General features: G+C 62.6%; 21 protein-coding genes. 9 read left to right on the top strand and 12 right to left on the bottom strand.

Annotation, left to right across the window (positions count from 1 at the left end):
• Window positions 1-4 precede the first annotated feature (4 nt).
• Both PLANPX_RS07755 and PLANPX_RS07750 read right to left on the bottom strand, forming a co-directional pair.
• The gene (locus tag PLANPX_RS07755) at window positions 5-1,918 is read right to left on the bottom strand and encodes a sodium:solute symporter family protein (protein WP_152098177.1); all 1,914 of its coding nucleotides are present in this window, start codon (window positions 1,916-1,918) and stop codon (window positions 5-7) included.
• Window positions 1,919-2,052: 134 nt separating this feature from the next.
• Window positions 2,053-3,120 carry a glycoside hydrolase family 130 protein gene (locus PLANPX_RS07750; RefSeq protein WP_152098176.1) on the bottom strand — a complete coding sequence of 356 codons (1,068 nt, stop codon included), beginning with the start codon at window positions 3,118-3,120 and terminating at the stop codon, window positions 2,053-2,055.
• 418 nt (window positions 3,121-3,538) lie between these two features.
• Between PLANPX_RS07750 and PLANPX_RS07745 the strand changes: the two genes are divergently transcribed.
• On the top strand, window positions 3,539-4,600 hold the full coding sequence (locus tag PLANPX_RS07745; RefSeq protein WP_152098175.1) for a LacI family DNA-binding transcriptional regulator: 1,062 nt from the start codon (window positions 3,539-3,541) through the stop codon (window positions 4,598-4,600).
• 20 nt (window positions 4,601-4,620) lie between these two features.
• Here PLANPX_RS07745 and PLANPX_RS07740 read toward each other — a convergent pair whose 3' ends face one another.
• The 4 genes from PLANPX_RS07740 to PLANPX_RS07725 form a co-directional block, all read right to left on the bottom strand.
• Complete coding sequence (locus PLANPX_RS07740) at window positions 4,621-5,142, bottom strand: YfiT family bacillithiol transferase (protein WP_152098174.1); 522 nt, start codon at window positions 5,140-5,142, stop codon at window positions 4,621-4,623.
• A 71-nt stretch (window positions 5,143-5,213) separates the two neighbouring features.
• The gene (gene ligA / locus PLANPX_RS07735; protein WP_152098173.1) at window positions 5,214-7,229 is read right to left on the bottom strand and encodes an NAD-dependent DNA ligase LigA; all 2,016 of its coding nucleotides are present in this window, start codon (window positions 7,227-7,229) and stop codon (window positions 5,214-5,216) included.
• A gap of 60 nt (window positions 7,230-7,289) precedes the next feature.
• Complete coding sequence (locus PLANPX_RS07730) at window positions 7,290-7,676, bottom strand: cupin domain-containing protein (protein WP_152098172.1); 387 nt, start codon at window positions 7,674-7,676, stop codon at window positions 7,290-7,292.
• 7 nt (window positions 7,677-7,683) lie between these two features.
• A complete protein-coding gene (locus PLANPX_RS07725; RefSeq protein WP_152098171.1) occupies window positions 7,684-7,980 on the bottom strand; it encodes a hypothetical protein in 297 nt (98 codons plus the stop codon).
• Window positions 7,981-8,147: 167 nt separating this feature from the next.
• Here PLANPX_RS07725 and uvrA point away from each other — a divergent pair, with 167 nt between their 5' ends.
• Genes uvrA through PLANPX_RS07710 form a run of 3 tightly spaced genes read left to right on the top strand, consistent with a single transcriptional unit; the run spans window position 8,148 to window position 12,172 of the window.
• Window positions 8,148-10,964, top strand: a complete 2,817-nt coding sequence (gene uvrA / locus PLANPX_RS07720) for an excinuclease ABC subunit UvrA (protein ID WP_152101813.1) — start codon at window positions 8,148-8,150, stop codon at window positions 10,962-10,964.
• Entirely contained in the window at window positions 10,957-11,832 is an 876-nt protein-coding gene (locus tag PLANPX_RS07715; protein WP_152098170.1) for a hypothetical protein, read from the top strand. Before uvrA ends, PLANPX_RS07715 begins: the two co-directional genes overlap by 8 nt.
• A 4-nt stretch (window positions 11,833-11,836) precedes the next feature.
• On the top strand, window positions 11,837-12,172 hold the full coding sequence (locus PLANPX_RS07710; RefSeq protein ID WP_152098169.1) for a DNA polymerase ligase N-terminal domain-containing protein: 336 nt from the start codon (window positions 11,837-11,839) through the stop codon (window positions 12,170-12,172).
• A gap of 97 nt (window positions 12,173-12,269) precedes the next feature.
• On the opposite strand, the gene PLANPX_RS07705 is transcribed toward PLANPX_RS07710, so the two are convergent.
• Window positions 12,270-13,061 (bottom strand): hypothetical protein, encoded by a 792-nt coding sequence (locus PLANPX_RS07705; protein ID WP_152098168.1) that lies wholly within the window; start codon window positions 13,059-13,061, stop codon window positions 12,270-12,272.
• A gap of 304 nt (window positions 13,062-13,365) precedes the next feature.
• Between PLANPX_RS07705 and lysS the strand changes: the two genes are divergently transcribed.
• The 4 genes from lysS (at window position 13,366) to ilvE (ending at window position 18,892) form a co-directional block, all read left to right on the top strand.
• Window positions 13,366-15,060 carry a lysine--tRNA ligase gene (gene lysS / locus PLANPX_RS07700; protein ID WP_232536325.1) on the top strand — a complete coding sequence of 565 codons (1,695 nt, stop codon included), beginning with the start codon at window positions 13,366-13,368 and terminating at the stop codon, window positions 15,058-15,060.
• A gap of 98 nt (window positions 15,061-15,158) precedes the next feature.
• Entirely contained in the window at window positions 15,159-16,730 is a 1,572-nt protein-coding gene (locus tag PLANPX_RS07695) for an ABC transporter permease (RefSeq protein ID WP_152098167.1), read from the top strand.
• A gap of 224 nt (window positions 16,731-16,954) precedes the next feature.
• Window positions 16,955-17,809, top strand: coding sequence for an ABC transporter ATP-binding protein (locus PLANPX_RS07690; protein ID WP_232536324.1), 855 nt, complete (start codon window positions 16,955-16,957; stop codon window positions 17,807-17,809).
• Between the two features lie 225 nt (window positions 17,810-18,034).
• A complete protein-coding gene (ilvE, locus tag PLANPX_RS07685) occupies window positions 18,035-18,892 on the top strand; it encodes a branched-chain-amino-acid transaminase (protein WP_152101810.1) in 858 nt (285 codons plus the stop codon).
• 249 nt (window positions 18,893-19,141) lie between these two features.
• Here ilvE and PLANPX_RS07680 read toward each other — a convergent pair whose 3' ends face one another.
• From PLANPX_RS07680 to rpmG, 5 genes are all read right to left on the bottom strand, one after another.
• Complete coding sequence (locus tag PLANPX_RS07680; protein ID WP_152098166.1) at window positions 19,142-19,432, bottom strand: type II toxin-antitoxin system RelE/ParE family toxin; 291 nt, start codon at window positions 19,430-19,432, stop codon at window positions 19,142-19,144.
• A complete protein-coding gene (locus PLANPX_RS07675; protein ID WP_152098165.1) occupies window positions 19,429-19,692 on the bottom strand; it encodes a hypothetical protein in 264 nt (87 codons plus the stop codon). The genes PLANPX_RS07680 and PLANPX_RS07675 overlap by 4 nt, the downstream gene beginning before the upstream one ends.
• A gap of 55 nt (window positions 19,693-19,747) precedes the next feature.
• Window positions 19,748-20,545 (bottom strand): hypothetical protein, encoded by a 798-nt coding sequence (locus PLANPX_RS07670; protein ID WP_152098164.1) that lies wholly within the window; start codon window positions 20,543-20,545, stop codon window positions 19,748-19,750.
• 180 nt (window positions 20,546-20,725) lie between these two features.
• On the bottom strand, window positions 20,726-22,474 hold the full coding sequence (gene recJ, locus PLANPX_RS07665; protein WP_152098163.1) for a single-stranded-DNA-specific exonuclease RecJ: 1,749 nt from the start codon (window positions 22,472-22,474) through the stop codon (window positions 20,726-20,728).
• Window positions 22,475-22,589: 115 nt separating this feature from the next.
• On the bottom strand, window positions 22,590-22,763 hold the full coding sequence (rpmG, locus tag PLANPX_RS07660) for a 50S ribosomal protein L33 (protein WP_152098162.1): 174 nt from the start codon (window positions 22,761-22,763) through the stop codon (window positions 22,590-22,592).
• A 248-nt stretch (window positions 22,764-23,011) separates the two neighbouring features.
• On the opposite strand from rpmG, the gene PLANPX_RS07655 reads away from it, so the two are divergent.
• The gene (locus PLANPX_RS07655) at window positions 23,012-24,745 is read left to right on the top strand and encodes a prenyltransferase/squalene oxidase repeat-containing protein (RefSeq protein WP_152098161.1); all 1,734 of its coding nucleotides are present in this window, start codon (window positions 23,012-23,014) and stop codon (window positions 24,743-24,745) included.
• Window positions 24,746-25,223: the final 478 nt, after the last annotated feature.

Genomic DNA, 25,223 nt, shown 5'->3' with positions numbered 1-25,223 from the left:
CACGCTAGGCGGTGCAAACCGCCGGCGGATCGTGTTCCAGACGGTCGAACCAGGTGAACTTGAGCGTTAAGCTCGTCACCGCGAGCGTCGTCGCGACGGGAATCGCCCAGTTCCATTGCTGCAACACGACGTAGATCGGCAGCGCCGTCAGGCAGAGCTGCCAGACGATGCCGATCGCGACGTTGAACATGTTGATGCGAAAGTCGTGGTTCGGCTCGAAGCCAGGAATCGTCGCCATCGCCCGCTCGCGAATCGGCCCCCACGCCCCCCATGGTCGCGTCTTCACATAAAAGTTGAGCAACGTCTCTTCGTCTTCCGGCGGCGTGAGCAGCGTTCCCGCTAGGCAACCAATCGCGGAAGCCAACAAGATCGGCGGAATGAGGTAAAGCGAGTTCATGTTGCCGATATGCTCGACGAACCACGCCTCCACGCCATCTAGCTTCGCGATTTTTGACGCGAGCATCGCGGCGCCGATGCCGCTCACCATCCCCCAAAAGTAGCCGTAGCCGTTGAACCGCCACCAATACCACTTCAGGACGTTGGCCATCACGTAGCCCGTGTAGAGGGCGCCGACGATCCACATCATCACGTCGGTGATGCGCGTCGTGAACAGCCCGAACCCGATGCCGATCGCCAGGACGGCCATCGACGCAAAGCGGCTCAGCGTCACCGCACGGCGTGGCGTGCAATCGGGATTCATGAATCGCTTGTAGACGTCGTTCACGATGTACGCCGGCGCGGCGTTCAGCGTGGCGGCGAAGTTCGACATGAACGCCGCTATCAGCCCCGCGAGCAGCAAGCCAACGACGCCAACCGGGATGTGCCGCGTCAGCACAATCGGCAGCAACTCTTCAAACTGGTCCGCCTTCAACGATCGCATTTCTTCCATTGAGAAAGCAACCGCCAGCACCGTGATGCCGGTAATCATCATGTACCGCGGAAAGTAGAGCACGAGGTTGACCATGCCGTTCATGAGGCAGGCCTCGCGCGGCGTTCGCGTGGCGAGGATCCGCTGCATGTCGTAGTTGGGCGCCGGCCCCGCGAGACTGGCGAGCACGCCTTTGAAAAACATCAGGCCGAACGCGATGGCGAACAACTCATTCCCGTCCTGCTCAATGACCTCGTTCGCCTGCTGCAGTAGGCCGCTCCAATCGAGGCCCAGTTCCCAGCCGAAGAACGGGCTCAACCAGCCCTCGGGCACGGCCTTTTGAATCATCTCCGGCGAAACTTTGTAGATCGCCGTGATGCCGATGATGACGGAGGTGATCGTCAGGACGAAAAATTGCATCACCTCGGTGATGACGACGCTGACCATGCCGCCCTTGATCGCGTAAAGCGACGTGAGCAGCAGAATGACGAGGGCGTAGAGATTTTCGTTGTTGAGCAGCGCTGCGGGGTCAGTCGACAAAAGCGACGGCGCCCAGCCGGCGAGCGTGGACTGCAAGTCCCACGGCAACATCCGTTCGGCAAACTTGCCGATCCCTTTGAACGCGTAAGCGAGCATGCCGATGACGTTCAGCACGGCGAACAGCACGACGCTCAGGTGAGCCAGGTTGGCGCCTAAGCCGCGACCGAAACGAAACTCAATCCACTCGGCGCCGGTAAGAACGTTCGAGCGTCTGAGCCAGGCGCTGAGGAACATCATCAGGAAGACCTGATTGAACACCGGCCACACGAACGGCAGCCAGATGCTTTTCAGGCCGTAGACGAACAGCCAGAAGACCATCACCATCGTGCCGCTGATATCGAACATCCCCGAGGCGTCCGACACGCCGAGCACGTACCAGGGCAACGATTTCCCGCCCAGGAAGTACGAGTCGAGATCTTTGCTGCCGCGCCGCGAAACCCACAGCCCGATCAGAATCGTGGCGACGAAGTAGCCGAGCAGGATGGAGATATCGAGCAGATGCAGGCGCACAGTCCCGGCCCCGCGGATGAGATCGAACGAAGAGAAATTCCACTGGCCCCGGGCTCCGCCCGAGGGTCGCGTCACCCCTGCAAAACGTACAGCGTACCTCAGACTTACCCCCCGCGCAGAGGCCGGGGCTGCGACTAGAAGACCAGCGAGTTTTCCTTAATGTAGCTGATCAACTCGCTCAACCGCGAGTAGCAGAGGCAAGTCACGGTATCGGCGGCGCCGTAGTAAACGGCCAGCCGATCTTGCTCCTGATCGCAGAGCGCCGCCACTGGGAACACGACGTTCGGCACATGACCGAAAACTTCGTAGTCGGCCTCCGGCGCCAGCAGGATGTTGCTACAGCGGTAGGCGACCTTCCACGGCTCGTCGCGATCGAGAATCGCGGCGCCCATGTGATAGACGAAACCGTTGCAAGTATCCATCACGCCGTGATAGATCATCAACCAGCCGTCTTCAATCTCGATCGGCACGGGGCCGGCGCCGATCTTCGTCCGCTCCCACCAAAGACCGTGCTCATCACCGCCGCGGCCCATCACCTTGCGGTGTTTGCCCCAGTGGATCATATCCGGGCTTTGGCTAATGTAGATGTCGCCGAACGGCGTATGGCCGTTGTCGCTCGGACGGCTCAGCATGAAATACTTGCCGTCGATCCGCCGTGGGAACAACACGCCGTTGCGGTTGTGGGGCAGGAAGGCGTTGTCGAGCCGCGTGAATTCTTGGAAGTCGGTCGTCGTGGCGACGCTGATCGTCGGGCCGTTCGTCCCGCCGCACCAGGTGATGTAGTACTTGTCTTCGATCTTCACGACGCGCGGGTCGTAGGCGTAGTCGGAGACCTCGTCGCCGTCGCCAGGGCGATTCTTGAACACGATCGGCGTCGGCTCGATGTGCCACTGTAGGCCGTCGTCGCTCCAGCCCATGTGCAGCCGCGGGAATCGGGTGCGGTCTTCCAGGCGAAACACTGCGGCGAAGCCGTCGCCAAACGGAATGACAGCGCTGTTGTAGATGCCCAGCACATCGGGCAGCGGGCGGCGGCCGATCACAGGATTTGCGGAATGGCGCCAGACGACGTCTTTCGATCCGGCCGGTCGCTCTTGCCAGGGCATGGCGGGCGCGGCTGCCAGCTTACCGCGATTGGTTGCCTGCCCCTTGTGAGCAGCCAAGGCGGTTCCGCCAGCGTTGACGGGAGAGAATTGGTCGGCCATCCGAGGAAAGTCCTGTGGAAGATGAAGAGTCCGGTGGCGTGCCCCAGTCCTCGGCAACAGCGTCGGAACCCGTGGAGGAGCCCCGTTCGCGATGCCCCACTTGCCGGGCGGGAGGCGCGCAGCGGCTTCGTCGCCGCCAATCTAAACTTTAGCTACGGGGTCGGAATCGTTCAACTAGTTTAACAGCGGAAAATTCGGAAGCGACGGAAACTGGCGATTGCTGCTAGCGCCTGCGGTCGAGATAATAGAGGCTGGCGGTGTCGCTCTGCCGGCAAAAATTGGCAAGTAGTTGTGCGACTGCGGCTTGTTGGCAAGCTGCGGTTGCGATCGCAGCCGCTCGCCAGTTCAGATCGCGCGAGTTGAAAGTCGGGTCGGGAATCCCTCCCCTGGCCCCTCCTGCGAGGGAGGGGAATGAGATATGGCTAGTTCGCAAGTTCCGCGTTTGAAGGATGTGGCGGCGAAGGCCAATGTCTCGCTCAGCGCCGCGTCGCGCATTCTGCGCGGCGAGCGGCAACGCTTCGGCGAAGAAACGTGCGATCGCGTCCTCGAAGCGGCGCGAGAACTTGGCTGGCGGCGTAATCTGCTCGTCAGCGGCATGCAAACCGGCCGCACCCGCACGATTGGCGTGATGATTCCGCCGTTCGATTCGTTCTGGGTCGACGTGCTCGCCGGCATTCATCTAGTGCTTGCGCAAGCCGACTACCTGCCGATCACGGTCTGGGTTGGCGATTGCCAGGAGATGCCCCACTTCGAAAAAGACGAAGACGAAGGCTTTAAGCAAATCAGCCGGTTGCTCGATCGTCGCGTCGACGGCCTCATTCTGTGGCCGTCGTTCGCGGTTGCTTACTATGACCACTTCCGCGAGTTGCTGGAACGCAAAGTTCCCGTAGCGGTGATCGACCACGAATATTCTGAAGACCAGATCGCCGACTCGATCGAAACTGACGAAGCGGCGAGCGCGCGGGCAGTGGCCGAACATCTCATCAGCCTGGGGCACAAACGAATCGCCTGCCTCTCGTCGCGCGAAGCGGCGTGGCAAGCATGGGCAGTGCGTCGGCGCGAATGCTTTGAGCAAGCCGTCGAGGAATTGTGCGGCGTCGAGGTGACGAGCCGCCGGCTCAACCCCTGGGGCACCGACGGCCTCGAGGTGGCCCGCGAGATCCTGTCGCAAACGCCGCGGCCTACGGCCGTCTTTGCGGTCACCGATCACGAAGCGCTCTACCTGTACGAAGCGGCCGCGGAACTGGGGCTGGAGATTCCCCGCGACTTGTCGATCATCGGCTTCGCTGATCTCGACTTTGCCGCCACGCTGCGGCCGGCTCTCACCACGATGCGGCAACGGCCGCGCGAGATCGGCCGCCGAGCCGCGCAATTGATCCTGGACCGGCTCGATGGCGAGATGTTCGACAGCCCACCGACGACGATCCGCGTCGGAGCGGACCTTATTGTGCGGAAATCTACGGGGCGCGTGGCGGAGTAGTGCTCCAGGTCACGCTCGTCTCACCAGCCATGCTGCTCGCGTAGCCAGCTGATCTGCGCCGTGTGATGCTGGCCATGCCAGGCGTAGTAGCTCAGCGCGTCGTTCAGGACGACCGCCTTGCCCGTCTCGGGGTGGTTAAAACTGCGAGCGAAATCGGCGGGCGTCATTGCTCGCAGTATTTGCACCCAACATTGGTGAACGCCGGCGAGCATCGCCAGCGGGGCGGCGATATTGCCCTCGCGAGCATCGGGAAGCGCCGACCAAAGGTTCTCGTCATACGCTTTGATGAGCGGCTGCTCCTCGGTGAGCGTCCACTTGCAGCGGATGTAGCTATGGGCGTGGCTATCGGCGATGTGTTGGACGATTTGGCGGATCGACCAGTTGAGGTACTTCGCGTTGAGTTGCTCGTCACTGAGCCCCGCGACGGCCCGACTCAATTGCTGCGGCGCTTGCTCGATGATCGCAATCAGTTCCGCGCGACGGGCGTCGGTGGGTTGGGGTTCGGCGACGTACTCGCCGGCGGGATTGGCGGGGGGCGTCATGGCGTTGATTGGGGTGATGAGAGTGGGACGCCGTTAGAGCCCCGGTTTGAAGAACCGGGGGCTAAAAATCGCTACGCGGGCGGTTCGCCGGCGATGAGTTGCTCGAAGGCTTCTTCGGTGATGACGGGCACGCCGAGCGATTCGGCCTTGGCGAGTTTGCTGCCGGCTTCGGCTCCGGCGACGAGGTAAGCCGTCTTCTTGCTGACGCTTTTCCCCGCTTTGCCGCCGTGGGCTTCGATAAGTTCCTCGATCTGTTCGCGGGTGTATTTTTCGAGCGTACCGGTAACGACTACCGTTTTGCCGGTCAGCAGGCCCTCTGGGGCACGTTCCTTCTTTGGCGCCGTCATATCGACGCCTGCCGTGCGCAGTTGGTCAATCGCGCGCATGCCGGCGTCGTTGTGTAGAAAGTCGTGAATGCTGGCGGCGATGATCGGGCCGATATCTTCGACGGCGGCCAATTCTTCCGCCGTCGCAGCGAGCATGTCGTCGATGTTGCCGAAATACCCTGCCAGCGTGGCGGCGCTGCGGACGCCGATATGGCGAATCGAAAGAGCGTTGAGCACTCGCGCGAGTCCCCGGGACTTGCTGGCGGCGATGTTGTCGACCAGATTCTGCGCCGATTTCGTTCCCATCCGCTCAAGCTGAGTGAGTCGCTCGACCGTGAGGGAGTATAGGTCCGCCAAATCGTCAACGTACTTCTCAGCGATGAGTTGCTCAGCCAGTTTTTCGCCGAGCCCCTCGATATCCATCGCCGAACGGCTGGCAAAATAAAGGAGCCGCTGTCCTAGTTGGGCAGGACAAGCGGGATTCAAGCAACGAATGAAGACGCCTCCCTCATCCTTCTCCAACTCGCTGCCGCACTCGGGGCAGTGCGTCGGGTAGATGAACGGAACCGCATCTTCCGGGCGAAGATGTTTCTCCACGCGAACAATGTGCGGAATGATCTTCCCCGCCTTCTCGACAATGACGGTATCGCCGACGCGAACATCTTTGCGCGCGATCTCTTCGATGTTATGCAGGCCTGCGCGACTGACCGTCGTGCCGGCAATTTGCACTGGTTCGAGGTCGGCCGTCGGCGTTAGCGCACCGCTTTTGCCGACGGTGATGAAGATGTTGTTGACCTTCGTCGTCGCTTCGTATTTCTCGAACTTGTAAGCGACCAGCCACCGCGGCGCCTTGCTCGTCGCGCCGAGCCGGGTGCGCTGGTCGAACCGATCGACCTTCAGTACGAGCCCGTCGACTTCGAAATCGAAGTCATGCAGCCGGGCGATCATCGAATCGCAATGCGCCGCCGCAGCGGCGAAGTCGTCGAACCGCTCCACCAGCGGCGTCACGGGGATTCCCCACTGTCTGGCGAGTTTGAGGAACTCGGAATGCGATTCCGCCGTCAGCCCCTCGCTGTAGCCGACGCCATGGCAGAAGAAGCGCAACCTCAACTGCGCCGCTAGCCGTGGGTCGAGCAGGCGCACCGCGCCGGCCGCCGTATTGCGGGTGTTGGCGTAAAGTTTCTGCCCCGCTTCCTGGCGTTTCGCGTTGATATCGGCCAGATCGGTATTGGTCATGTAGACCTCGCCGCGAACCTCAACGACCGGCGGAAGCTCGTCGCCCGCCAGCCGCAGCGGAATGTCGGCAATCGTGCGAATGTTGTGGGTGACGTCGTCGCCCGTCTGGCCGTCGCCGCGCGTCGCCGCTTGGACTAGCAGGCCGTTTTCATAGACGATCGAAATCGCCACGCCGTCGATCTTCAGCTCAACGTCCCAGCCCACCCCCTCACCGGGGAGCAGTTTCGCGATCCGTTCGCCGTACTGCTGCAACTCTTCGAGGCTGTAGGTGTTATCCATCGACATCATCGGGATGCGGTGGACAACCGAGTTCAGTTCAGGGATCGGCGCATCGCCGACGCGCTGCGTCGGACTATCGGGCGTCACGAGTTCCGGATGGGCCGCTTCGAGTTCCTTCAGCCGATTTAGCAGGCGATCGTACTGGAGATCGGTAATCGTCGGCGTCGCGGCGACGTAGTACGCGCGATCGTGTGCGCGGATCTCGGTTCGAAGAGCGTCGAGTTGCTGTTGGATGTCGTCGGGCATGCCGCGAAGTTTAGCCTGGGCGGAGCGGGATTTGAGAGCAGACGATTCAGCTTCGTGCCGTTAACGCTCGATGCCGCACTCAGGCACCACGGTCACTTTCTTGTCCGCCGCGGAGTTCGGAATGAGACACAGCATCTTGAACGGCGTGCCGCCGACATTGCGAAATTGATGCACGTCGTCCGGCGACACAAGCACGACGTCGCCGGGGCGTAGCGGCTGTTCCTGCTGGCCGTCGAAGATGCTCCCCTCCCCTTCCAGCACGAAGATCTCGTGCTCGTAAGGATGGAAATGCCGCGGCGTGTGGCCGCCCGGCTCAAGTTCGAACTGCCGCATGGCGAAATTCGGCGCCGAGTCGGCCTCGCCGACGAGCCAGCGCACTTTGCAGCCGGCGGCGCCTTCCATGGTGACGTCGTTGAGCGGGACTTCCGTGTTGCGTTTGATGCGCATGATCGGCTCACGTGGCAGGAGGTTTCGGTTCAGTTTTCTCGACGGGATCCCAATAGCGGTCGGTCGCGAGAGCGGCGATCGTCAGCGCGGCCAAAATCGCCAGCTGGATCAACATCGCCTCGTCGCCATAGGCCCGCAGCCAGCGATACAGCGGGTGCCCAGCGTGGGCGTTCGCCTGCGAGCGGACGGCGTTCACCGCTTGGAACGCCATGTACCCGTACGCGAACGCCGTCACCGCGAAGACGAATCCCGCGGGAACGAGCAGGGCGTAAAACGGATTGATTCGCTTGCGTTTGGCGGGCATCGAGTGACTTGACGAAGGAGCCAGGCTGAGGGCGTCCGCGAATTATAGCAATCTCCGCCCCGGTGGCGTCTCCCCCGACTGGCGCGGTACACTGAGCGGTTTGCCCAGAGCTTGCCGACGACCACAGGGAAAGGACCGACCGCGTGGATGCCAATGGTTCGCCGCCGATGATTCGACTGCGCGGGGTGGCGGTCCATAATCTCAAAGAGGTCGATCTTGATCTCCCACACCGGCGGCTGATCGCCTTTTGCGGCGTGAGCGGCAGCGGCAAGACGAGCCTGGCGCTCGACACGCTCTACACCGAGGGGCAACGACGGTACGTCGAAAGCTTTTCGACATACACGCGGCAGTTTCTCGAACAACTCGACAAACCGGCCGCCGAGAGCATCGAGGGAATTCCTCCCTCCGTCGCCGTCACGCGGAAGCATGTGAGCCGCTCGAGCCGGGCGACTGTCGGCAGCGCGACGCAAGTGAACGAGCACTTGCAGCTGTTGTTCGCCCGACTCGGCGAGGTGATTTGCTACGACTGCGGCGAACGGGTAGAGCGCGACTCGGCCGAGTCGGCAGCGAACGAACTCCTAAGCCTGCCGGCCGGCACGCGGCTGATGCTCGGCTTCAAATCGCTCCGCGGCAAGGAACGCAACGCCGAGGAATGGCTGGCTGATTTGGCGGCGCTCGGCTACCGCCGCTGCATCTTGGCGGGGAAGACTGAAGAGATCACTCCCGAACTGGCCGCGCGGCTGAGCGAGTTGAAGGAGCTTGAAGTCGTCATCGACCGCGTGACGGTGCAGGCAGGAGATGGAACGCGACTGCGCGACTCGTTGGAAAATGCGCTCGAGGCAGGCCGCGGGGCGGCGATAGCGTGGATCGAGACTGGCGACCCCGTACAACTCCTGAGCATCGATGATCGCACCTGGACCAAGCGCCGCTACAGCAACGTCCTGCGTTGCGAACGCTGCAACATCCAATATCCCGACGTCGAGCCGCAACTGCTGAACTACAACAACCCGCTCGGCGCCTGCAAGGCGTGCGAGGGGTTCGGCAACATCATCGACGTCGACATGCAGCGCGTGGTTCCCGACGCCGAGAAATCGCTACGCGACGGCGCCATCGCCCCCTGGAATACGCCCGCCTATTCGCATGAACTCGACGAGTTGCTCGCCCTCGCCCCGAAGCATGGCATTCCAGTCGACGTGCCGTTCCGCGAATTGAACGACGAGCATCTGCGACTCATTCGAGAGGGCGTGCCGGAAAAAAAGTTCGGCGGCCTCAATGGCTTTTTCAGCTGGCTGGAGCGGCGCAAGTACAAGATGCACATCCGCGTCTTCCTCAGTCGCTGGCGTAGCTACTACCCCTGCCCCACCTGCGGTGGCGCACGGCTGAAGCCGGAAGCGCTCGCCGTGCGGATTGCCGGCTGGAACATCGCTGAGGCGATGGCGATGCGGGTGAGCGAAGCGCTCGCGTGGCTCCGCGGATTGATGCTCACCGACTGGCAACGGCAAGTTGGCCAGTTGCTGGTCGATCAGGTGACCGCGCGGCTTGGCTACCTGGAGCGCGTCGGCGTCGGGCATCTCGCGATTGATCGTTCCCTTCGCACCCTTAGCGGCGGCGAAGCGCAGCGAGTCTCGCTCACGGCGGCGCTCGGTTCAAACCTCACCGGCATGCTTTACGTCCTCGACGAACCATCGGCCGGCCTGCACCCCGCAGATCTACCGCGGCTGGTCGAAGCTGTGCGCAGCCTGCGGGAACGCGGCAACACGGTGGCGCTCGTCGAGCATGAACCATCGCTCATCCAAGCGGCTGAGCACGTGGTCGAAATGGGCCCCGGCGCCGGCGAGTTCGGCGGCAAAGTCATTTTTCAGGGCTCGCCGGTCGCGATGCTCGACGATCCTGAAAGCCGCACCGGCGAGTGGATTGCCGGCCGGCGTATCGGCACGGAAAAGAAGACCCGCCGCCCCACCACTCATGGCTGGCTGAAACTTGTTGGCGCTCGCGGCAACAACCTGCAAAACGTCACTGCGGAGTTCCCACTCGGGCTGCTCTGCGTCGTGACCGGCGTTAGCGGCGCAGGGAAGAGCACGCTCGTCCAGCAGACGTTGTTCCCCGCCGTCGCCCAGAAGTTGCGGATGGAAAGCGATCGTCCGGCCGATTTCGACGACCTCATCGGCGCCGGCCAGGTCGAAGACGCGCTCCGCGTCGACCAAAGTCCCATCGGCCGCACGCCGCGCTCAAACCCCGTCACCTACGTGAAAGCGTTCGATCCGATTCGCACGCTCTTTGCAGAAACAACCGAGGCGAAGGCCCGTTCTTTCAAGGCGGGGCACTTCAGCTTCAACGCCGAGGAGGGCCGCTGCGAGGCGTGCCAAGGCGACGGCTACAAGCAGATCGACATGCGGTTCATGGCCGACGTCTACATCAAGTGCCCCGAGTGCCATGGCGCCCGCTATCGCCGCGAAGTGCTCGAAGTGAAGTACCGCGGCCTCAGCATCGCCGACGTGCTGAACCTATCCGTCCGCGAGGCATTTAATTTCTTCCGCGGTCACAAGAAGGTACTGGCCCGGCTGAAGTGCCTCATCGACGTCGGCCTCGACTACCTGCGGCTCGGCCAGCCGGCGAACACGCTTAGCGGCGGCGAATCGCAACGGTTGAAACTCGCTAACTACGTGTCGGCCGCTCGCAAGGGGCGGACGCTGTTCGTGCTCGACGAGCCGACGACGGGGCTCCACTTCTCCGACGTGATGCAGTTGATCGAATGCTTTGAATCGCTCGTCGCGATGGGGCACTCGCTGATCGTCGTCGAGCACAACCTCCAGATGATGCGGGCGGCGGACTACATCATCGATCTCGGCCCCGGTCCGGCGGAGATGGGTGGCCAAATCGTCGCGGTCGGGACGCCGGAGGAAGTCGCCCGCAACCCGGCGTCGGTGACCGGCCAATACCTTGCCGAGGAGCTGGCGCGCGTCGCGACGGATAGCGATGATTGAGGGCGTCTCGGTCCAACTTGCGTCCGCCACCGAGTCGAGCGTGCGGCTGTCGCTCGTTGGCGACGGCGTCGTCGACTTGGCCGGTGAATGGGAACTCTATGGACCTCGCTGCGAGCACGGCCGCACGCTGGCGTCGACGTTTCGCGGCAAGCTCACGGCTGATAAACGGATCGAGTTCCTCGTCACAGAGCCTTGCTACTGGTCGGCGGCGATGCCGTTTTTGTACGAGTTGCGTCGCGTTGGTGCCGGCGCCACGAACGACGGCGTCGTCCACACGCTGGGATTGCAACGGCTATCGGCCCATGCCGTGAACCTTCGTCTAGGTGGCGAACGCATCGTGCTGCGCGGCGCCGTCGCTACAGCCCTGAACGAACAGACGGTCCGCGAGGCGCACGAAGCTGAGTCAGCGATCATAGCTACTGCTGCGAAAGAGATTCTCGACCTGTCGGCCGCGTCGCGTTGGGGCGCGACCGTACTGGTTGATGCATCGAGCTTCGCTGGCGACATTCAACAACTGCGGCAACGGCTCTCTTGGGAACCAGCGGTGGCGGCGCTACTGCACGCTGCGGGCGTTCACGACCGAACGGACGAAAACGCATTCTTGACCGGGGTCGTTCTTCCGTCGCAGCAGTGGCAAGACGCCGTAAATTCGGCAGGTGCTCAACTGATCGTCGCCGATCTCGCCGCCGGCGAACGCCCGCCCGCCGCGCTTGTCGCATTAGGAAAACCGGTCATCGCGGTGCGGCGATCGCCTGAATTTGCCAGCTTCGCCGAAGCCCGAGCGGCATGCGATCGGCTGCAGGCAGAGTTGGCGCCCGAGTTCAACCTCGCCGGTTATTTCGCCGGCCACGTGCGAGGCGCCGAGTAACTCCATGCCTCGTTTCGTGCTGCTCTATCACGAATGCCCGCCAGCGCTCGGCAAGCCAAGTCACTGGGATCTCATGCTCGAACGCGACGGCGTGCTGCTCACCTGGAACTTGCTGCAGCTACCGGTCGCCTGGGGCGGCGATGCCGCAACGATCGAAGCCACGCGCATCGCCGATCACCGCATCGCGTATCTCAACTACGAAGGCCCCGTCAGCGGTGGGCGTGGGACGGTGACCCGCGTCGATCAAGGCGAGTATGAAGTCGCTTCAGAGGACGCCGCGAGTTTGAGCGTTCGGCTTAAAGGCAGTCGATGTCACGGCATCGTTGAGCTACCGAAATAAAAGCCACCGGCTCCGCCGGTGGACGAAGCAACGGCAGACATTCATTCACCGCGTCCACCGGCGGAGCCGGTGGCTTTTAATGCGATGCTTGCAGCCCCTATTGCACGGCTGCCGCTGCAGCAGCAGACGCCGCCGCGTTAACCGCCGCTCGCGCGCGGTCGCCTATGCTGCTCGACTTGGCCGGCGCGAGCGTTGGGCGCGGCTCGATCGAACCCGCCAACACCAGCTGCCCGTCGCGAAGGTCAATCGCGTCCAACCGTCGCACTTCTTCATCGGTCGAGAGCGCATTGGTGACGCCGACGAGCATCACGGGGTCGCCCTCTTGCTCTACCCACTTCACGGGAATCTTGAGCTGCTTGGCGCCGTCGTTGATGTGGTCGACCACTTTCGACAGCGGTAGCGGCAAGAAGCCGAGGCGTGCTTTGCGGAGCCGTAGACCGGCGACGTCGTCGCTCGCCATGAACGCTTCGCCTTCGATGGTGACCATCGCCCGCACCTTGTCGCCTTGGTAGCGGTAGCCGAGCAGGCACTTCCCGTTCACGAACGAAACGCGCGGGTCGACCACCTCGGGCGGCAGCAGCGTCGGGTATTTTTCGCGGAGCACGGTCGCCAGCCAGCCGTTCACTTCCTCATCGCTAAAGACCGATTCCCAACGGCCGGTCGTCTCGGCCTGGTCCGTGAGATCGGCGACGCGATTCTCAAGTTGCTCGCCTGCTTCTTTCAACTCAGCCGGCTTTGCTTGGGTCGCCGCCGCATAAAATGGATCGACCGCCTGGGCAGCCCAGTACAGGGCTCCGGCCACGACGAGAAGCACTGCTAGCACGCTGCCGATAATCGACAGCGCAAGCGACGGGGGGCGGGAAGTTTGGGGGGGCGTGTCAGCAATCATGGCGGCAGCGTCTCCGACGCCTCCCGGTGATTCGGGGGCCTGAAATCGTAGGTTATGGGGGCGAAAGGGTCAATTTTGATCGTGGTTCGCTTTCGGCGGGCAGAACCTGCTAGAGCCGTTCAAGCGGGACGAATCGATCGTGCCGGCGAATGACGCTCGCCGTCATTCTCGCCTGCTAGCATCCTTCGCGGTGGGTGAGTGGCGTTGACCCCTTGCCTATCTTCACTAAAATCTTTCCACTCTTGACCTTAGCGAAATTTCCACCCTCCGCGCGGCTCATTTTCGAGCTGTTGCGGCTCCAGCCATGATGCCTGCCCCGCAATCGATGACCGACCAACAGACTCCCGCCGACGACGCAACCGATCCCTCGCGCGACCAATCGTTTTTGGAAGCCGCGCGCCGCGCTAAGCTCGCCCGCATCATCGAACTCGGCCACGATCCGTGGGGCACGCGCTTCGACGATCGCCAACTGATCGGCGAGATCCGCGCCCGCACGAACGAGATCCTCTACCGCAAGGCGGATGGCGCCAACATCACGCTGCCGTCGCTGGAGACGGAAGAAGAACGCGCCGCGTTCCGCCCTTGGCTCGCCGAGCAAGGCGCCGGCGAAATCGTCGGCCCGCAAGTGCGTGCGGCGGGCAGAATCATCTTGTCGCGCGACAAAGGAAAACTGCTGTTCATCGACATTCGCGACATGACCGGCCAGGTGCAGCTGTTTATCGGCCGCGATCAGGTCGGCGATAGCTGGGACTTGGCTCAATGCTTCGACCTCGGCGATATCATCGGCGTCGACGGCACGCTCCGCCGGACGAAGACGGGCGAACTTTCGATATTCGCCGACCGGCTCCATATCTTGACGAAGTCGATCGAAACTCCGCCAGAAAAGCATAGCGGCCTGCAAGACGCCGAACTGCGCACCCGGCAGCGATACCTCGACCTGACCTACAACGAGGGCGTCCTCGACCGCTTCCTCGATCGGACGCGGATTGTGTCGTCGATTCGCAAGACGCTCGGCGATCGTGGCTTCGTCGAAGTCGAAGGCCCGACGCTCCACACGATTGCCGGCGGCGCCGCAGCCCGACCGTTCACGACGCATCACAACACGCTCGATCTCGATCTGTTTATGCGGATCGCGCTGGAACTCCACCTCAAGCGGCTGTTGGTTGGCGGCGTGGAACGGGTCTACGAACTTGGGCGCGTCTATCGCAATGAGGGGATTAGCCCCAAGCACAACCCCGAGTTCACGATGCTCGAGGTCTATCAGGCGTACGGCGATTACCGTTCGATGATGGATCTCACCGAAGAGTGCATCTGCGAAGCGATCCACGCCATCAATGAGTCGCGAGATTCGAGTCGCGAGTTACGAGAAAATGCTGAAGGCGGGAATTCTGTTTCTCGCAACTCGCAACTCGCAACTCGCAACTACCAGCTTTCTTGGGCCGGCAAGACGGTCGATTTCAAGCCGCCATTCAAGCGAGCGACCTACGCGGAGTTGTTCAAGCAGCATGCCGGTGTTGATCCGACGGACTCGGCTGCCGTGGCCGCACTCGCGAAGAAGCTCGGCATCGAAACCGCCGGCCGGCATCCCGATGTCATCAAGAACGACGTTTTTGAGGAGAAAGTCGAAGACGCCCTTGAGGGCCCGATCTTCGTGATCGACTACCCCGCGAGCATCTGCCCGCTGACGAAGCGGAAGGCGAGCGATCCGACCGTCGCCGAACGGTTCGAGCTGTTCATCGGCGGGATGGAGATCGCCAACGCCTACACCGAACTAAACGACCCCGACCTGCAGGAAGAGTTGTTCCGCAGCCAACTCGCGGGGATGAGCGAAGAAGACTCGATGGCGAAGATGGACACCGATTTTATCCGCGCCCTACGCCACGGCATGCCGCCGGCGGGCGGCCTGGGCATCGGCATCGACCGCTTAGTGATGCTGCTGACCGGGACGCAGTCGATTCGCGACGTCATTTTGTTCCCCGTGCTGCGGCCTGAAAAATAACGGATGGTTGCGAGTTGCGAGTCACGGGTTGCGAGGAGTTTTATCTTCCAACTCGAAACTCGCGACTCGCCGCTCGCAACTAACCCAAGGATGGGACCATGTACAAACTCCTCCTCTGCTGGCGTTACCTGCGCACCCGCTACATCGCGCTCCTCTGCATTGTCAGCGTCACGCTCGGCGTGGCGACGATGATCGTCGTCAACAGCGTCATGGCGGGGTTCACGCACGAGATGCAGGGCCGGCTCAACGGCATGTTGGGCGACCTCATCTTCCGCACCCGCAGCCTCGACGGCGTGTTCGACGCCGACTCCCATATGGCGCAGATTCGCACCGCCGCGGGCGACACGATTGCCGGCATGTCGCCGACAGTCCACGTACCGTCGCTGCTCTACCTTACCGTCGGCGGCGAAACGTTGCCGCGGCAAGTGACGCTGATCGGCATCGACGAGACGAGCTACGCGTCGGTGAGCCAATTCGGCGACTTCCTGCAGCACCCTGAGAACCGCAAGCAACTGTCGTTCGATCTGCGTGACGGCGGCTACGACGTGCTCGATCACCAGGTCGATCCGGCCGACGCGAAGCCGCGCGAAGTGATGCGCGACGCCGGTTGGCAGTATCGCTCGTACAAGTCGATGCTCGCCAAGCAACGGGCCGCGGATCAGAAGCGGCTCGATGAAATCAAAGCGAAAAGCGAACCGACCGCGGCCCCAACCGCTCCGGATAAGGCCGCGGAACCAGCGATGGCTGATCCATTCGCAATGGCGGCCGCCGAGGCAGGCGAAACGGAAGGTCGCGACTTCGACCCCGCCACCGAACAGCATACTGGTATCGTCCTCGGCATCGGCATCTGCGGTTTCCGCACCCCCGACGGCGTCGACCACTACCTCGGTCTGCCGGGCGACGACGTGAAGGTGGCGTTCCCGCTCGCGGTGATGCCGCCGGAAATCGTCGGCCAGGAGTACACCGTCGTCGATTTTTATGAAAGCAAGATGAGCGAGTACGACGCCAACTTTGCGTTCGTCCCACTGAAGGCGCTCCAAAAAGATCGCGGCATGATCGACCCCAAAACGGGCGCCGGCAAGTTCACGACGATCCAAATCAAGCTCAAGCCCGGCGTCAACGCCGAAGAGATTCGCGACAAGATTCAGGCCGCGTTCCCGATGCAGTTCTACCAGGTGAGCACCTGGCGCGACGAGCAAGGCGCCCTGCTCGCCGCCGTGCAAATGGAAACGGCCGTGCTCAACGTGCTGCTGTTCATGATCATCGCCGTGGCCGGCTTCGGCATTCTGGCGATCTTCTTCATGATCGTCGTCGAGAAGACCCGCGACATCGGCATTCTCAAGTCGCTCGGCGCCTCGGGCTGGGGCGTCATGGGAATCTTCCTATCGTACGGCCTGAGTCTCGGCATCGTCGGCGCCGGCGTCGGCACCGTCATGGGGCTGCTCTTCGTCGCGAACATCAACGAGATCGCCGATCTGCTCGGCAAGATCACCGGGCAACCGGTGTTCGATCCATCGGTCTACTACTTCTACAAAATCCCGACGATAGTCGAACCGTTCACCGTCGCCTGGATCGCCTGTGGCGCCGTCGGCATCGCCGTGTTGGCGAGCGTCTTGCCCGCCCGTCGTGCCGCGACGCTTCACCCGGTGCGTGCGCTAAGGTACGAGTAATTGAGAAATTGGCATCTAGGTGCCACTGGCGTGTCGCTAGTGCTGAAGCGGGTACTAACTAGCAATCCATTGCAGGCAGCAGGCAGCCTTAATTTTCAGGCCCCTTGTAAACCAAACAGCAATCATCACGTTGCGGCACTTCCCACTGGCGACACGCCAGTGGCACCCGGTCGAAAAGCATTTGCAGCAACGGACCACTGACAACTGACCACGGACTATTCGCCATGAGCCGCCCGAACTACGAATCGCAGACAGGCGCTCCGATGATCACGCCGCGGCGAGCCGCCGACGCGCCGCGTCCGACGCCCCACGCCGACTCGCGAACGCTCGCCGACCTGCAGCGGCATCTACAGACGCCTGTCGCGCCGGTGCTGACGCCCGTGTCGAACGCCATTCACATGGGCTGCCGCAACTTGTTCAAGAGCTACCGCAAAGGGGCCATCGGCATCCCGGTGCTGCGGGGGATCGATCTCGACATCCACGAGGGCGAGTCCCTTGCGATCGTCGGCCAAAGCGGCTGCGGCAAAAGCACCCTGCTCCACTTGCTCGGCACGCTCGACCAACCCGACGGCGGCGAAGTCCACTTCGAGGGACATCGCATCGACAACCTGCCGGCCGCGTCGCGCGACATGCTTCGCAACCGCCACTTCGGCATGATCTTCCAGTTCTACCACCTGCTGCCGGAGCTCACGACGCTCGAAAACATCCTGGCGCCGGCGTTCATTGCCGAGTCGACGCTCAGCTATTGGATGCGGCGGAGTTCGTACCGTCGACGGGCGTTTGAACTGCTGGAACTCGTCGGCCTCGGGCACCGAGCCAAGCACAAGCCACGCGAACTTTCCGGCGGCGAAATGCAGCGGGCCGCCATCGCCCGGGCCCTGCTGCTGAAGCCCAAAGTCCTGCTCGCGGACGAACCGACCGGCAACCTCGACCGCTCCACCGGCGAAGCAGTGATGAAGACCCTCGCCGAGTTGAATGCCCGGGAAAAGCTCACTATAGTCATGGTGACGCACGACCCCTGGATCGCCGGGCAAGCGGACCGCACGGTGAAGCTCGTCGAAGGCCGAATCGCCGGCTAGGGCCGATTCAAGCCACCGGCTCCACCGGTGGACGAACCTGACGCCGACGCTATTAGCGCGGTGTTCCATCGGCCAATCCGGCGGCGTTGATGGTTTCGTCCCTGCCGGCCGAACCTGCGACATTGGCAGCCCCTCTTTACGGGAAATCGTTCCACGTTCCACGTAGAGGCCGTGCCCATGTCGTCCGTCGCTCAATACAACCCGAACGCTCCCACGAAAGCAACGATGTCACGACAGGTCTACATCAACGGCAAACTCCTCCCCGCCGAGCAGGCGACGGTCAGCGTCTTTGATCACGGGCTTCTGTACGGCGACGGCGTCTTCGAAGGCCTACGGGCCTACAACGGCAAGGTCTTCCAGCTCAACGAGCATGTCCGCCGACTGTTCGAATCGGCGCTCGCCATCCGGCTGAGCATCCCGATGTCGCAGCCTGACATGGCCAAGGCGATCGACGACACCGTCGCTGCCAACGGCATCAAAGACGGCTACATTCGCGCCGTCATCACCCGCGGCAGCGGCACGTTGGGGCTCGACCCCAATCGCTGTAGCAATCCGCAAATCATCATCATCGCCGACTCGATCAGCCTTTACCCAAAGGAGTTCTACGAGAACGGCCTCGAACTGATCACCTCGAGCGTCATCCGCAACCATCCGGCGGCGCTCAGCCCGCGGATCAAGTCGCTCAATTACCTGAACAACATCCTCGCCAAGATCGAGGGCTTGAAGGCAGGCTGCGTCGAAGCGCTGATGCTCAACCACAAGGGCGAAGTCGCCGAGTGCACGGGCGACAACATCTTTCTGGTGAAGCAAGGCAAACTCTACACGCCGCCGCTCGACGCTGGCATTCTCGAAGGCGTCACCCGCAACGCCGTGCTGGAGCTCGCCTCCGAAGCGGGCATCGTCACCTCCGAGTCGGCGATCACCAAGCACGACGTTTACGTCGCCGATGAATGCTTCCTCACCGGCACGGCCGCGGAAATCATCCCGGCGGTGAAGGTCGACGACCGCGTCATCGGCAGCGGCAAGCCGGGGCCGATCACGAAGCAGCTGACCGAGGCGTTCCACAAGCTAGTGCGGGCGTAGACGCAATTATGGGTTCGATTCCGCAACCTCCGCCTGACGAGATGCCGAAAGCGCCTGCGGGGGAGGAGCCGCGGTATGCGGGCGAAGTCGCACGACACCAACAACTTCGCCTGCTTATTGAAGAAGGAATGGCATCCGGAGAAATATCCGCGGAGGATGCTTTCGACCGCTTACGAAGATTTGCTGTTACCCAATTGCGTTGAAAGATTGAGGTACGTGAGATTCGAGCATGGGTCATACGCCGCCCAGCTAGAGAAGCTCATGCAAGTCTCGCGCACCATGGACGACGCGAACGATCAAGATCGCGTCGTCTAGCGTTTGATAGATAACGACGTAGTTGTCGAGCGATGTTCGTCTCAGCCCGCGTTGCGGATCCGAATAGCGTTCGCCGCTCTCTGGATACGCCTCAAGCAACCGGAATCGCTCTGACAACTGGTCGATAAACGCCAACGCGGCGTCTAGATTCGCCTTTGCCAAATACTCGACGATTTGAGCGACGTCTTGCTCGGCAAGAGAAGATAGACGATGCCGGAGGCTCATAGAGCCTCACCGCCCGCCGCGGTGCGCCGTGCCAAGGCTTTCATGGCCTCAGGGTTCCAATCAACTGCTTGGCCTTGAGCAATCGCTTGCATCCCGGCTTCAACGGCGTCGCTCACGTGAGTCGTCCACAGCGAGTGAACGTCATCCGACGACACCAGCCAATAAACGCGCCCCGATTCGCTGTCTTCTACGCGTACGGGGCGACCTGGCGTCTGTGAATCGACGACAGCCCGTTGTTCAGAGGTGAGTTGAATGGTCATGCGTGAATTATAGCATGAGCCCAATTCCGCACGTCAAACACTTCGTCTGGGAAGACTACTTCGACTGCCCGCGAACCACATCTTTCCCCGTCCGAGCCGCAATAAACTGCTCGTTGTCGACCTTCTTGAAGTTCGCCAAATGGGCCTGGGCTTCGTCGAGGCGCGTGCGATCTTCGCGCGACAGTCGCCACGAGAAGAGGTGCGTCGCCCGCACGGCGTTCTTGTCGTCGCCGCCTAGCGAGCGTTGAATCTCGACCGGCACGACGCCGTGCTTCGCCAGCGACGAATTGAGGGCCAACCGCGGACCTGGCGGCGGCGAGTTGTACATCATCGACGAAAGTTCAGCGTAGCGGTCGGTAAACTCGCGGTAACGCTTCAAACTAGCGGCGTCTTGCGCCTTGATCGTCGCGGTGCGGTAGGTCCACTCTTTGTTCGCCAGCGTCAGCGCGCCGGTGTCGCTATCGAATGTTTCATCGAAACTCGGCTTCGCGGAAAATTTGAGCAACGGGTCTTTGTGCTCCGACGCCCATTCGGTCATTTTCACCATCAGCTTCGACACCCGATCGGCCTCGACGTCGGTGCGGCATTCGCGAACGACGTCGAGCAGAATGAACTGCCCCGACTTCCCTTCCGGGCCCTGGCGGTAGACGATCACTTGCTGCGGGCTGTCGACGAACTCGTAAACAGCCGACTTTTCGAAGAGCGTCACCGTGTGGCTTGCCGGTTCGGTGGCGTCGCCAACGTAGATCTCGGTTTCAATCCGGAATTCTTGAGCCGAGACGCACTGCGATTCCCGCAGCAGCGAACACGAAGCGGCGACAATGAACAGCAGGCTGAAGAATTGCCGAACCATGGCGGAACTCCCTTTCGTGGGGCGCGCAGCCCCGAACAATCAAACTGGACGGCGGGGAGCATACGAAAGCGTGCAGACGGCGTAAACGCCGATCGATGTTTGTCACGCAGGCCAATGCGGATTGCCGCTTGTGGGCGCTGCTAGCATGCGCCGCGGTTCAGATCGCTGCCAGTTGCAGGTCTATTGCGCGCTATCGAGACGCCAATCGGCAAGATGAATCTCGACCGATGCCCGGCCGCGGTAGCGGTTGATGACGGGGCGAAACGCGATCGACATCTCGCCGTTGATCGCTGCGAGTTCGTCTTCCCAGTCGCCGCCGCCGAACGCGACGGCCCGCAACTTGATCCCCGCCTGATCGAACGTCATCGACAGGTGCCGCCCTGCGCCGCCCATTCGCTTCGGGCGCTCCGTGAGCCGCACCTCGCTAGCACACAGCACCGGCCGCAGGTTGCCGTGGCCGAACGGAGCCAACTTCTCGATCTGCTCGACGGTTCGCTGGGTGAGACAGCTAAAGGTCGTCTCGACATCGACGAACAGCTCCGCGAGCCGAGAGCCTTCGCCCAACTCACGGGCCACCACGTCGCAGAACTTCCGCCGGAAGGCCGGCAGATTCGCCTCGGTGACGCGAAGGCCGGCAGCCGCCGCATGCCCGCCGTGGCTCTCCAGCAGTTCGCTGCACTCCGCCAGCGCGGCGTGAAGGTTGAACCCCGGCACGCTCCGCGCCGAGCCGACGCCCGGCTTGACGCCAAGCTTATCGAGCGCGATCACGATCGCCGGCATATGGAACTTATCGGCCACGCGACCGGCGACGATCCCGATAATGCCCGGATGCCAATCATGGTCGGCCAGCACGAGCGCCGAATCGCGGCTGGGGTCGAAGCGTTCGCGGGCCTGCTTATCGGCCGCCCGCAAGATACTTCGTTCGAGCGTTTGGCGTTCGAGATTCAGCTCGTCGATGTACTTGGCCAGCTTCTCGGCCCGCACCTCGCTCTCGGTGGTGAGGAGTTCGATGCCCAGCTCCGCTTGCCCCATCCGCCCGGCCGCATTCAATCGCGGACCAATCGAAAAGCCAAGATCCTCGCACTCGAGGGCATGCTTCTCGTGCAGCTTGATCTGCCGCATGAGGGCCGACATGCCGATGGTGGGGTACGCCGTAAGGCTTTGCAACCCATGTCGCACGAGGATGCGATTCTCGTCGATGAGCGGTACGACGTCGGCCACGGTCCCAATCGCGGCCAGCCCGACCGCCTGCAGCAAGAACTGCCGCATCCGCTCGTTGACCCGTTTGTTCTCCGCCACGCGTTGGCAGAGGGCCCACGCCAGCTTGAACGCCACCGCGGCTCCGCAGAGCCCCTTGAACGGGTACTCGCTCCCCGGCAGCGCCGGATGGACCAACGCCGCCGCATCGGGCAACTCGGCGTCCATCTGATGGTGGTCGGTGACGATCAGCGTGAGCCCGAGTTCCTTCGCCAGTCGTGCTTCCGCGACGCTGCAAATGCCGCAGTCGACGGTAACGACGACGTCAGCCCCTTGCTCGGCCAGCTTCGCGATCGCTTCGGAGTTAACCCCGTATCCCTCGTCGATCCGGTGCGGGACGTAGAAATCGACCTGCGCGTCGAGCATCCGCAAGCAGCGGACAAGAATTGCCGTCGCGGTCATCCCGTCGGCGTCGTAGTCGCCGTAAACGGTGATCCGCCGCTTGGCCCGGTAGGCCTGATAGAGCAGATCGGCCGCCGCCGCGGCCCCGGGGAGCAGTTCAGGATCGCGCAGCCCGGTGAGCTTCGGGTCGAGAAACTGCCGCACGTCCGCCGGGTCATGAATCCCGCGGGAAAGCAGCAAGTGGGCGACCAGCGACGGCACCCCGGCCGCTCGCTCCAAATCGGCGATGCGTGCCGGATCATGCGGGGCAAGGCGCCAATGTTTGGGCATGGACGAGGCTCCGCCTGCTCAGCCGCGGGGTGAACCCCAATCAGCCGCGGGTCAACGACCCGCCGGAGCGGCGCGCAGAACTCCCGCCGCCCCCTAAAGAAACGGAAAAAGAAGCTTACTTCTTCTTCTCAACGTGAATCGTGTGCTTGCGCAAACGAGGGCAGAACTTGCTGAGCTTCAGCTTTTCGCCGCCCGTCTTCCGGCGGAGCGTGTAGTTGTAATCGCCGGTCTCCTCGCACACGAGGAACACGGTTTCCACTTTCTTCTTCCGCTTGCCGGTCTTCGCCATACGTCACCTAACTATCGAAACGCGATAAAACTCGGGGGTTCCGGGGCGCCGGTTTGTCGGCTGCGGCCCGGACGGTATAGGTAGCCCGGCATTTTATGGACTTTTTCGGCATTACGCCAGTGGGGACTCCAACATCCTCGCGGTAACCGGAAAGCAGAGGAACTGGAGCGTTCGGACGCAGAAAACGACGCCGTGGCGGTATAATTGACGAGTTCAGCCCCTAGCAGCCAAGATCGGAACAGACGGGCTTGTCCTCCCCGCTGGACCATACGCCGCCTCCTCACGTCGAGCCGCCGGACCTTCCAGCGCCGCTTGATGGCCCCGTTTTAGACTCGCCAGCCGACAAAATTGCCGCCGTGGCGGAACCGCTGGTGGAGCCCCCCTCCCCCGCCGTCCCGCTCAGCGAGCCGCTCGGACTGGTCGACCGCATCGGCGCCTGGCTCGAAGAATCGGGCGCCGGCGCGTGGGTTTCGAGCGCCGTCGTCCATGGCGTCCTGTTCGCCACCTTGTCGATCGCGATCCTCTCCTCACAGCGAGCCCGAGAGCTGTTCGACGACGAACCGTCGGGCCCGCTGTCGGTGGAGCCGATGGAAGTCGGCGTCGGCGAACTGCCGATCGCCCCCACCGACGAACTCGTTCCATCGCTCGGGCCGTTCGAACTCGGCGACGAAATCTCGCTCCCGGGCGAAGTAAGCGACATGATCGGCTCGCCCATTGGCGAAGACATTGCACCGCAACTCGGCGGCCCGATTGGCGACCTCCCCTCCGAGGGCGCCGTTGCGGCGAATGTTGGTAGCGGCGTCACCGCGGCAACGTCATCGAGCGATTCAGGATTTGGTACGGGCCTGCCGCTCGATGCGCTGCTAGGCCCGTCGGCCTCGCGCGGAGGCGGACTGGAAGGCCGCAAGTTGGAGAATCGCCGCGCTGCCGCGCTTGCCGGCGGCGGCACGGTTCGCAGCGAAGAAGCCGTCGAAGCGGCCCTTGTTTGGATGAAGAAGCATCAGTGGTCCGACGGCGGCTGGCGGTTCGATCTGCAAGCGAATCCGAATTGCGGCGGCCAATGCGGCGATTCAGGATCGAACCGTTCGAAGACGGCGGCGACGGGACTCGCCCTGCTCACGTTCCTCGGCGCGGGGTACACGCATAAGGAAGGGCCGTACAAAGAAGTCGTTGGCCACGGCCTCTACTTCCTGCAGGAGCAGATGACCGTCACCACGCACGGCGGCGATCTGCGCGATGGCGATAATATGTACTCGCAAGGCATCGCCACGCTTGCGCTCACCGAGGCCTACGCGATGACCCACGACCGCGAGCTGCGCAAGTCGGCCATCCTCGCCATCCAGTTCATTCTCGAAGCCCAATACAACGACGGCGGCTGGCGCTACACGCCGAACTTTGAAGCACCGATGGCCGGCGACACGACGGTGAGCGGCTGGCAGATCGCGGCCCTCAAAAGCGCGAGCCTCACTGACATCGAACTCCCGTCGAACATCTGGGAGCGCATCGGCAGCTATCTCGATAGCGTGCAGTACGACGACGGCATGAACTACCTGTACGTTCAGGGCGATTCGCCGAACCGACGCACCGCCTCAACGCCCATCGGCCTGCTCTGCCGCATGATTGGCGGCTGGAAAAAGGACTACCGCCCGTTGCGGGCGAGCGTCGCGCGGCTCGGCCAAGTGACGCCGAGCACGAAAGACGCCTACTTCAATTACTACGCATCGCAGGTGCTCCACCATGTCGGCGGTGCGAACTGGAAGCGGTGGAACCCGCGGATGCGCGAGCACCTCATCAGCACCCAGGCCACGGCGGGGCACGAGAAAGGGAGCTGGTACTTTTCAGAACCGCACAGTTCAGCAGGGGGCCGGCTCTATTCCACCGCGCTGGCCACGATGACGCTCGAAGTCTACTACCGGTATATGCCGCTTTATCAAGATACATTTGTCGACAACTCCTCGGCAGGGAACGCGGAAGTAGACTGAACCAAGTCAAACGACTCGGCTCGCCGGTAGAAGGGGCCTGAGGCGGCGGCCGCAGCACACGCTACGAGCCGCCGCGCCTCAGGCAGGTGGAAGGAAAAGTCCGGCCACACGTTGGAGGGCGCCAAACGCTGCAGGTCTCGGACTTTCCCCGTTGGGGTTTCGCGAATTTCCACAAAGCCGCGACCGGCGGTCGCGGCTTTGTTGCGCCATTCGGCGGCTGTCACCACCCTGAACGCAGCGAAGGATCTAGAGCGACGACGGCCGGCGCGAAGCCAACCCCGTCCGCATTTCCGGCTCGAGCGCCAACGACGCCGAGCCGACTGAGCCTCATCGGCCAACATACGTCCCGCGTCCCCCAGGTCAGGCCCGGGTTGCAACCGGCGCGGGCGATGCGCCATGAGCTCTAGATTCTTCGCTCCACTCAAGATGCCGACAAACGAATGAGACGATGACGAGTTTCACACGCGCCAGGCCGCCG

Source organism: Lacipirellula parvula (genome assembly GCF_009177095.1).
Classification (GTDB): Bacteria; Planctomycetota; Planctomycetia; order Pirellulales; family Lacipirellulaceae; genus Lacipirellula; species Lacipirellula parvula.
The sequence above is the reverse complement of the archived record's forward strand: the minus strand, read 5'-3'. Positions and strand labels throughout refer to the sequence as shown.

Coding starts and splice junctions, on each gene's coding strand:
- PLANPX_RS07750 (WP_152098176.1), bottom strand. CDS start 3,120: ATGGCCGACCAATTCTCTCCCGTCAACGCTGGCGGAACCGCCTTGGCT.
- PLANPX_RS07745 (WP_152098175.1), top strand. CDS start 3,539: ATGGCTAGTTCGCAAGTTCCGCGTTTGAAGGATGTGGCGGCGAAGGCC.
- PLANPX_RS07740 (WP_152098174.1), bottom strand. CDS start 5,142: ATGACGCCCCCCGCCAATCCCGCCGGCGAGTACGTCGCCGAACCCCAA.
- ligA (WP_152098173.1), bottom strand. CDS start 7,229: ATGCCCGACGACATCCAACAGCAACTCGACGCTCTTCGAACCGAGATC.
- PLANPX_RS07730 (WP_152098172.1), bottom strand. CDS start 7,676: ATGCGCATCAAACGCAACACGGAAGTCCCGCTCAACGACGTCACCATG.
- PLANPX_RS07725 (WP_152098171.1), bottom strand. CDS start 7,980: ATGCCCGCCAAACGCAAGCGAATCAATCCGTTTTACGCCCTGCTCGTT.
- uvrA (WP_152101813.1), top strand. CDS start 8,148: ATGATTCGACTGCGCGGGGTGGCGGTCCATAATCTCAAAGAGGTCGAT.
- PLANPX_RS07715 (WP_152098170.1), top strand. CDS start 10,957: ATGATTGAGGGCGTCTCGGTCCAACTTGCGTCCGCCACCGAGTCGAGC.
- PLANPX_RS07710 (WP_152098169.1), top strand. CDS start 11,837: ATGCCTCGTTTCGTGCTGCTCTATCACGAATGCCCGCCAGCGCTCGGC.
- PLANPX_RS07705 (WP_152098168.1), bottom strand. CDS start 13,061: ATGATTGCTGACACGCCCCCCCAAACTTCCCGCCCCCCGTCGCTTGCG.
- lysS (WP_232536325.1), top strand. CDS start 13,366: ATGATGCCTGCCCCGCAATCGATGACCGACCAACAGACTCCCGCCGAC.
- PLANPX_RS07695 (WP_152098167.1), top strand. CDS start 15,159: ATGTACAAACTCCTCCTCTGCTGGCGTTACCTGCGCACCCGCTACATC.
- PLANPX_RS07690 (WP_232536324.1), top strand. CDS start 16,955: ATGAGCCGCCCGAACTACGAATCGCAGACAGGCGCTCCGATGATCACG.
- ilvE (WP_152101810.1), top strand. CDS start 18,035: ATGTCACGACAGGTCTACATCAACGGCAAACTCCTCCCCGCCGAGCAG.
- PLANPX_RS07680 (WP_152098166.1), bottom strand. CDS start 19,432: ATGAGCCTCCGGCATCGTCTATCTTCTCTTGCCGAGCAAGACGTCGCT.
- PLANPX_RS07675 (WP_152098165.1), bottom strand. CDS start 19,692: ATGACCATTCAACTCACCTCTGAACAACGGGCTGTCGTCGATTCACAG.
- PLANPX_RS07670 (WP_152098164.1), bottom strand. CDS start 20,545: ATGGTTCGGCAATTCTTCAGCCTGCTGTTCATTGTCGCCGCTTCGTGT.
- recJ (WP_152098163.1), bottom strand. CDS start 22,474: ATGCCCAAACATTGGCGCCTTGCCCCGCATGATCCGGCACGCATCGCC.
- rpmG (WP_152098162.1), bottom strand. CDS start 22,763: ATGGCGAAGACCGGCAAGCGGAAGAAGAAAGTGGAAACCGTGTTCCTC.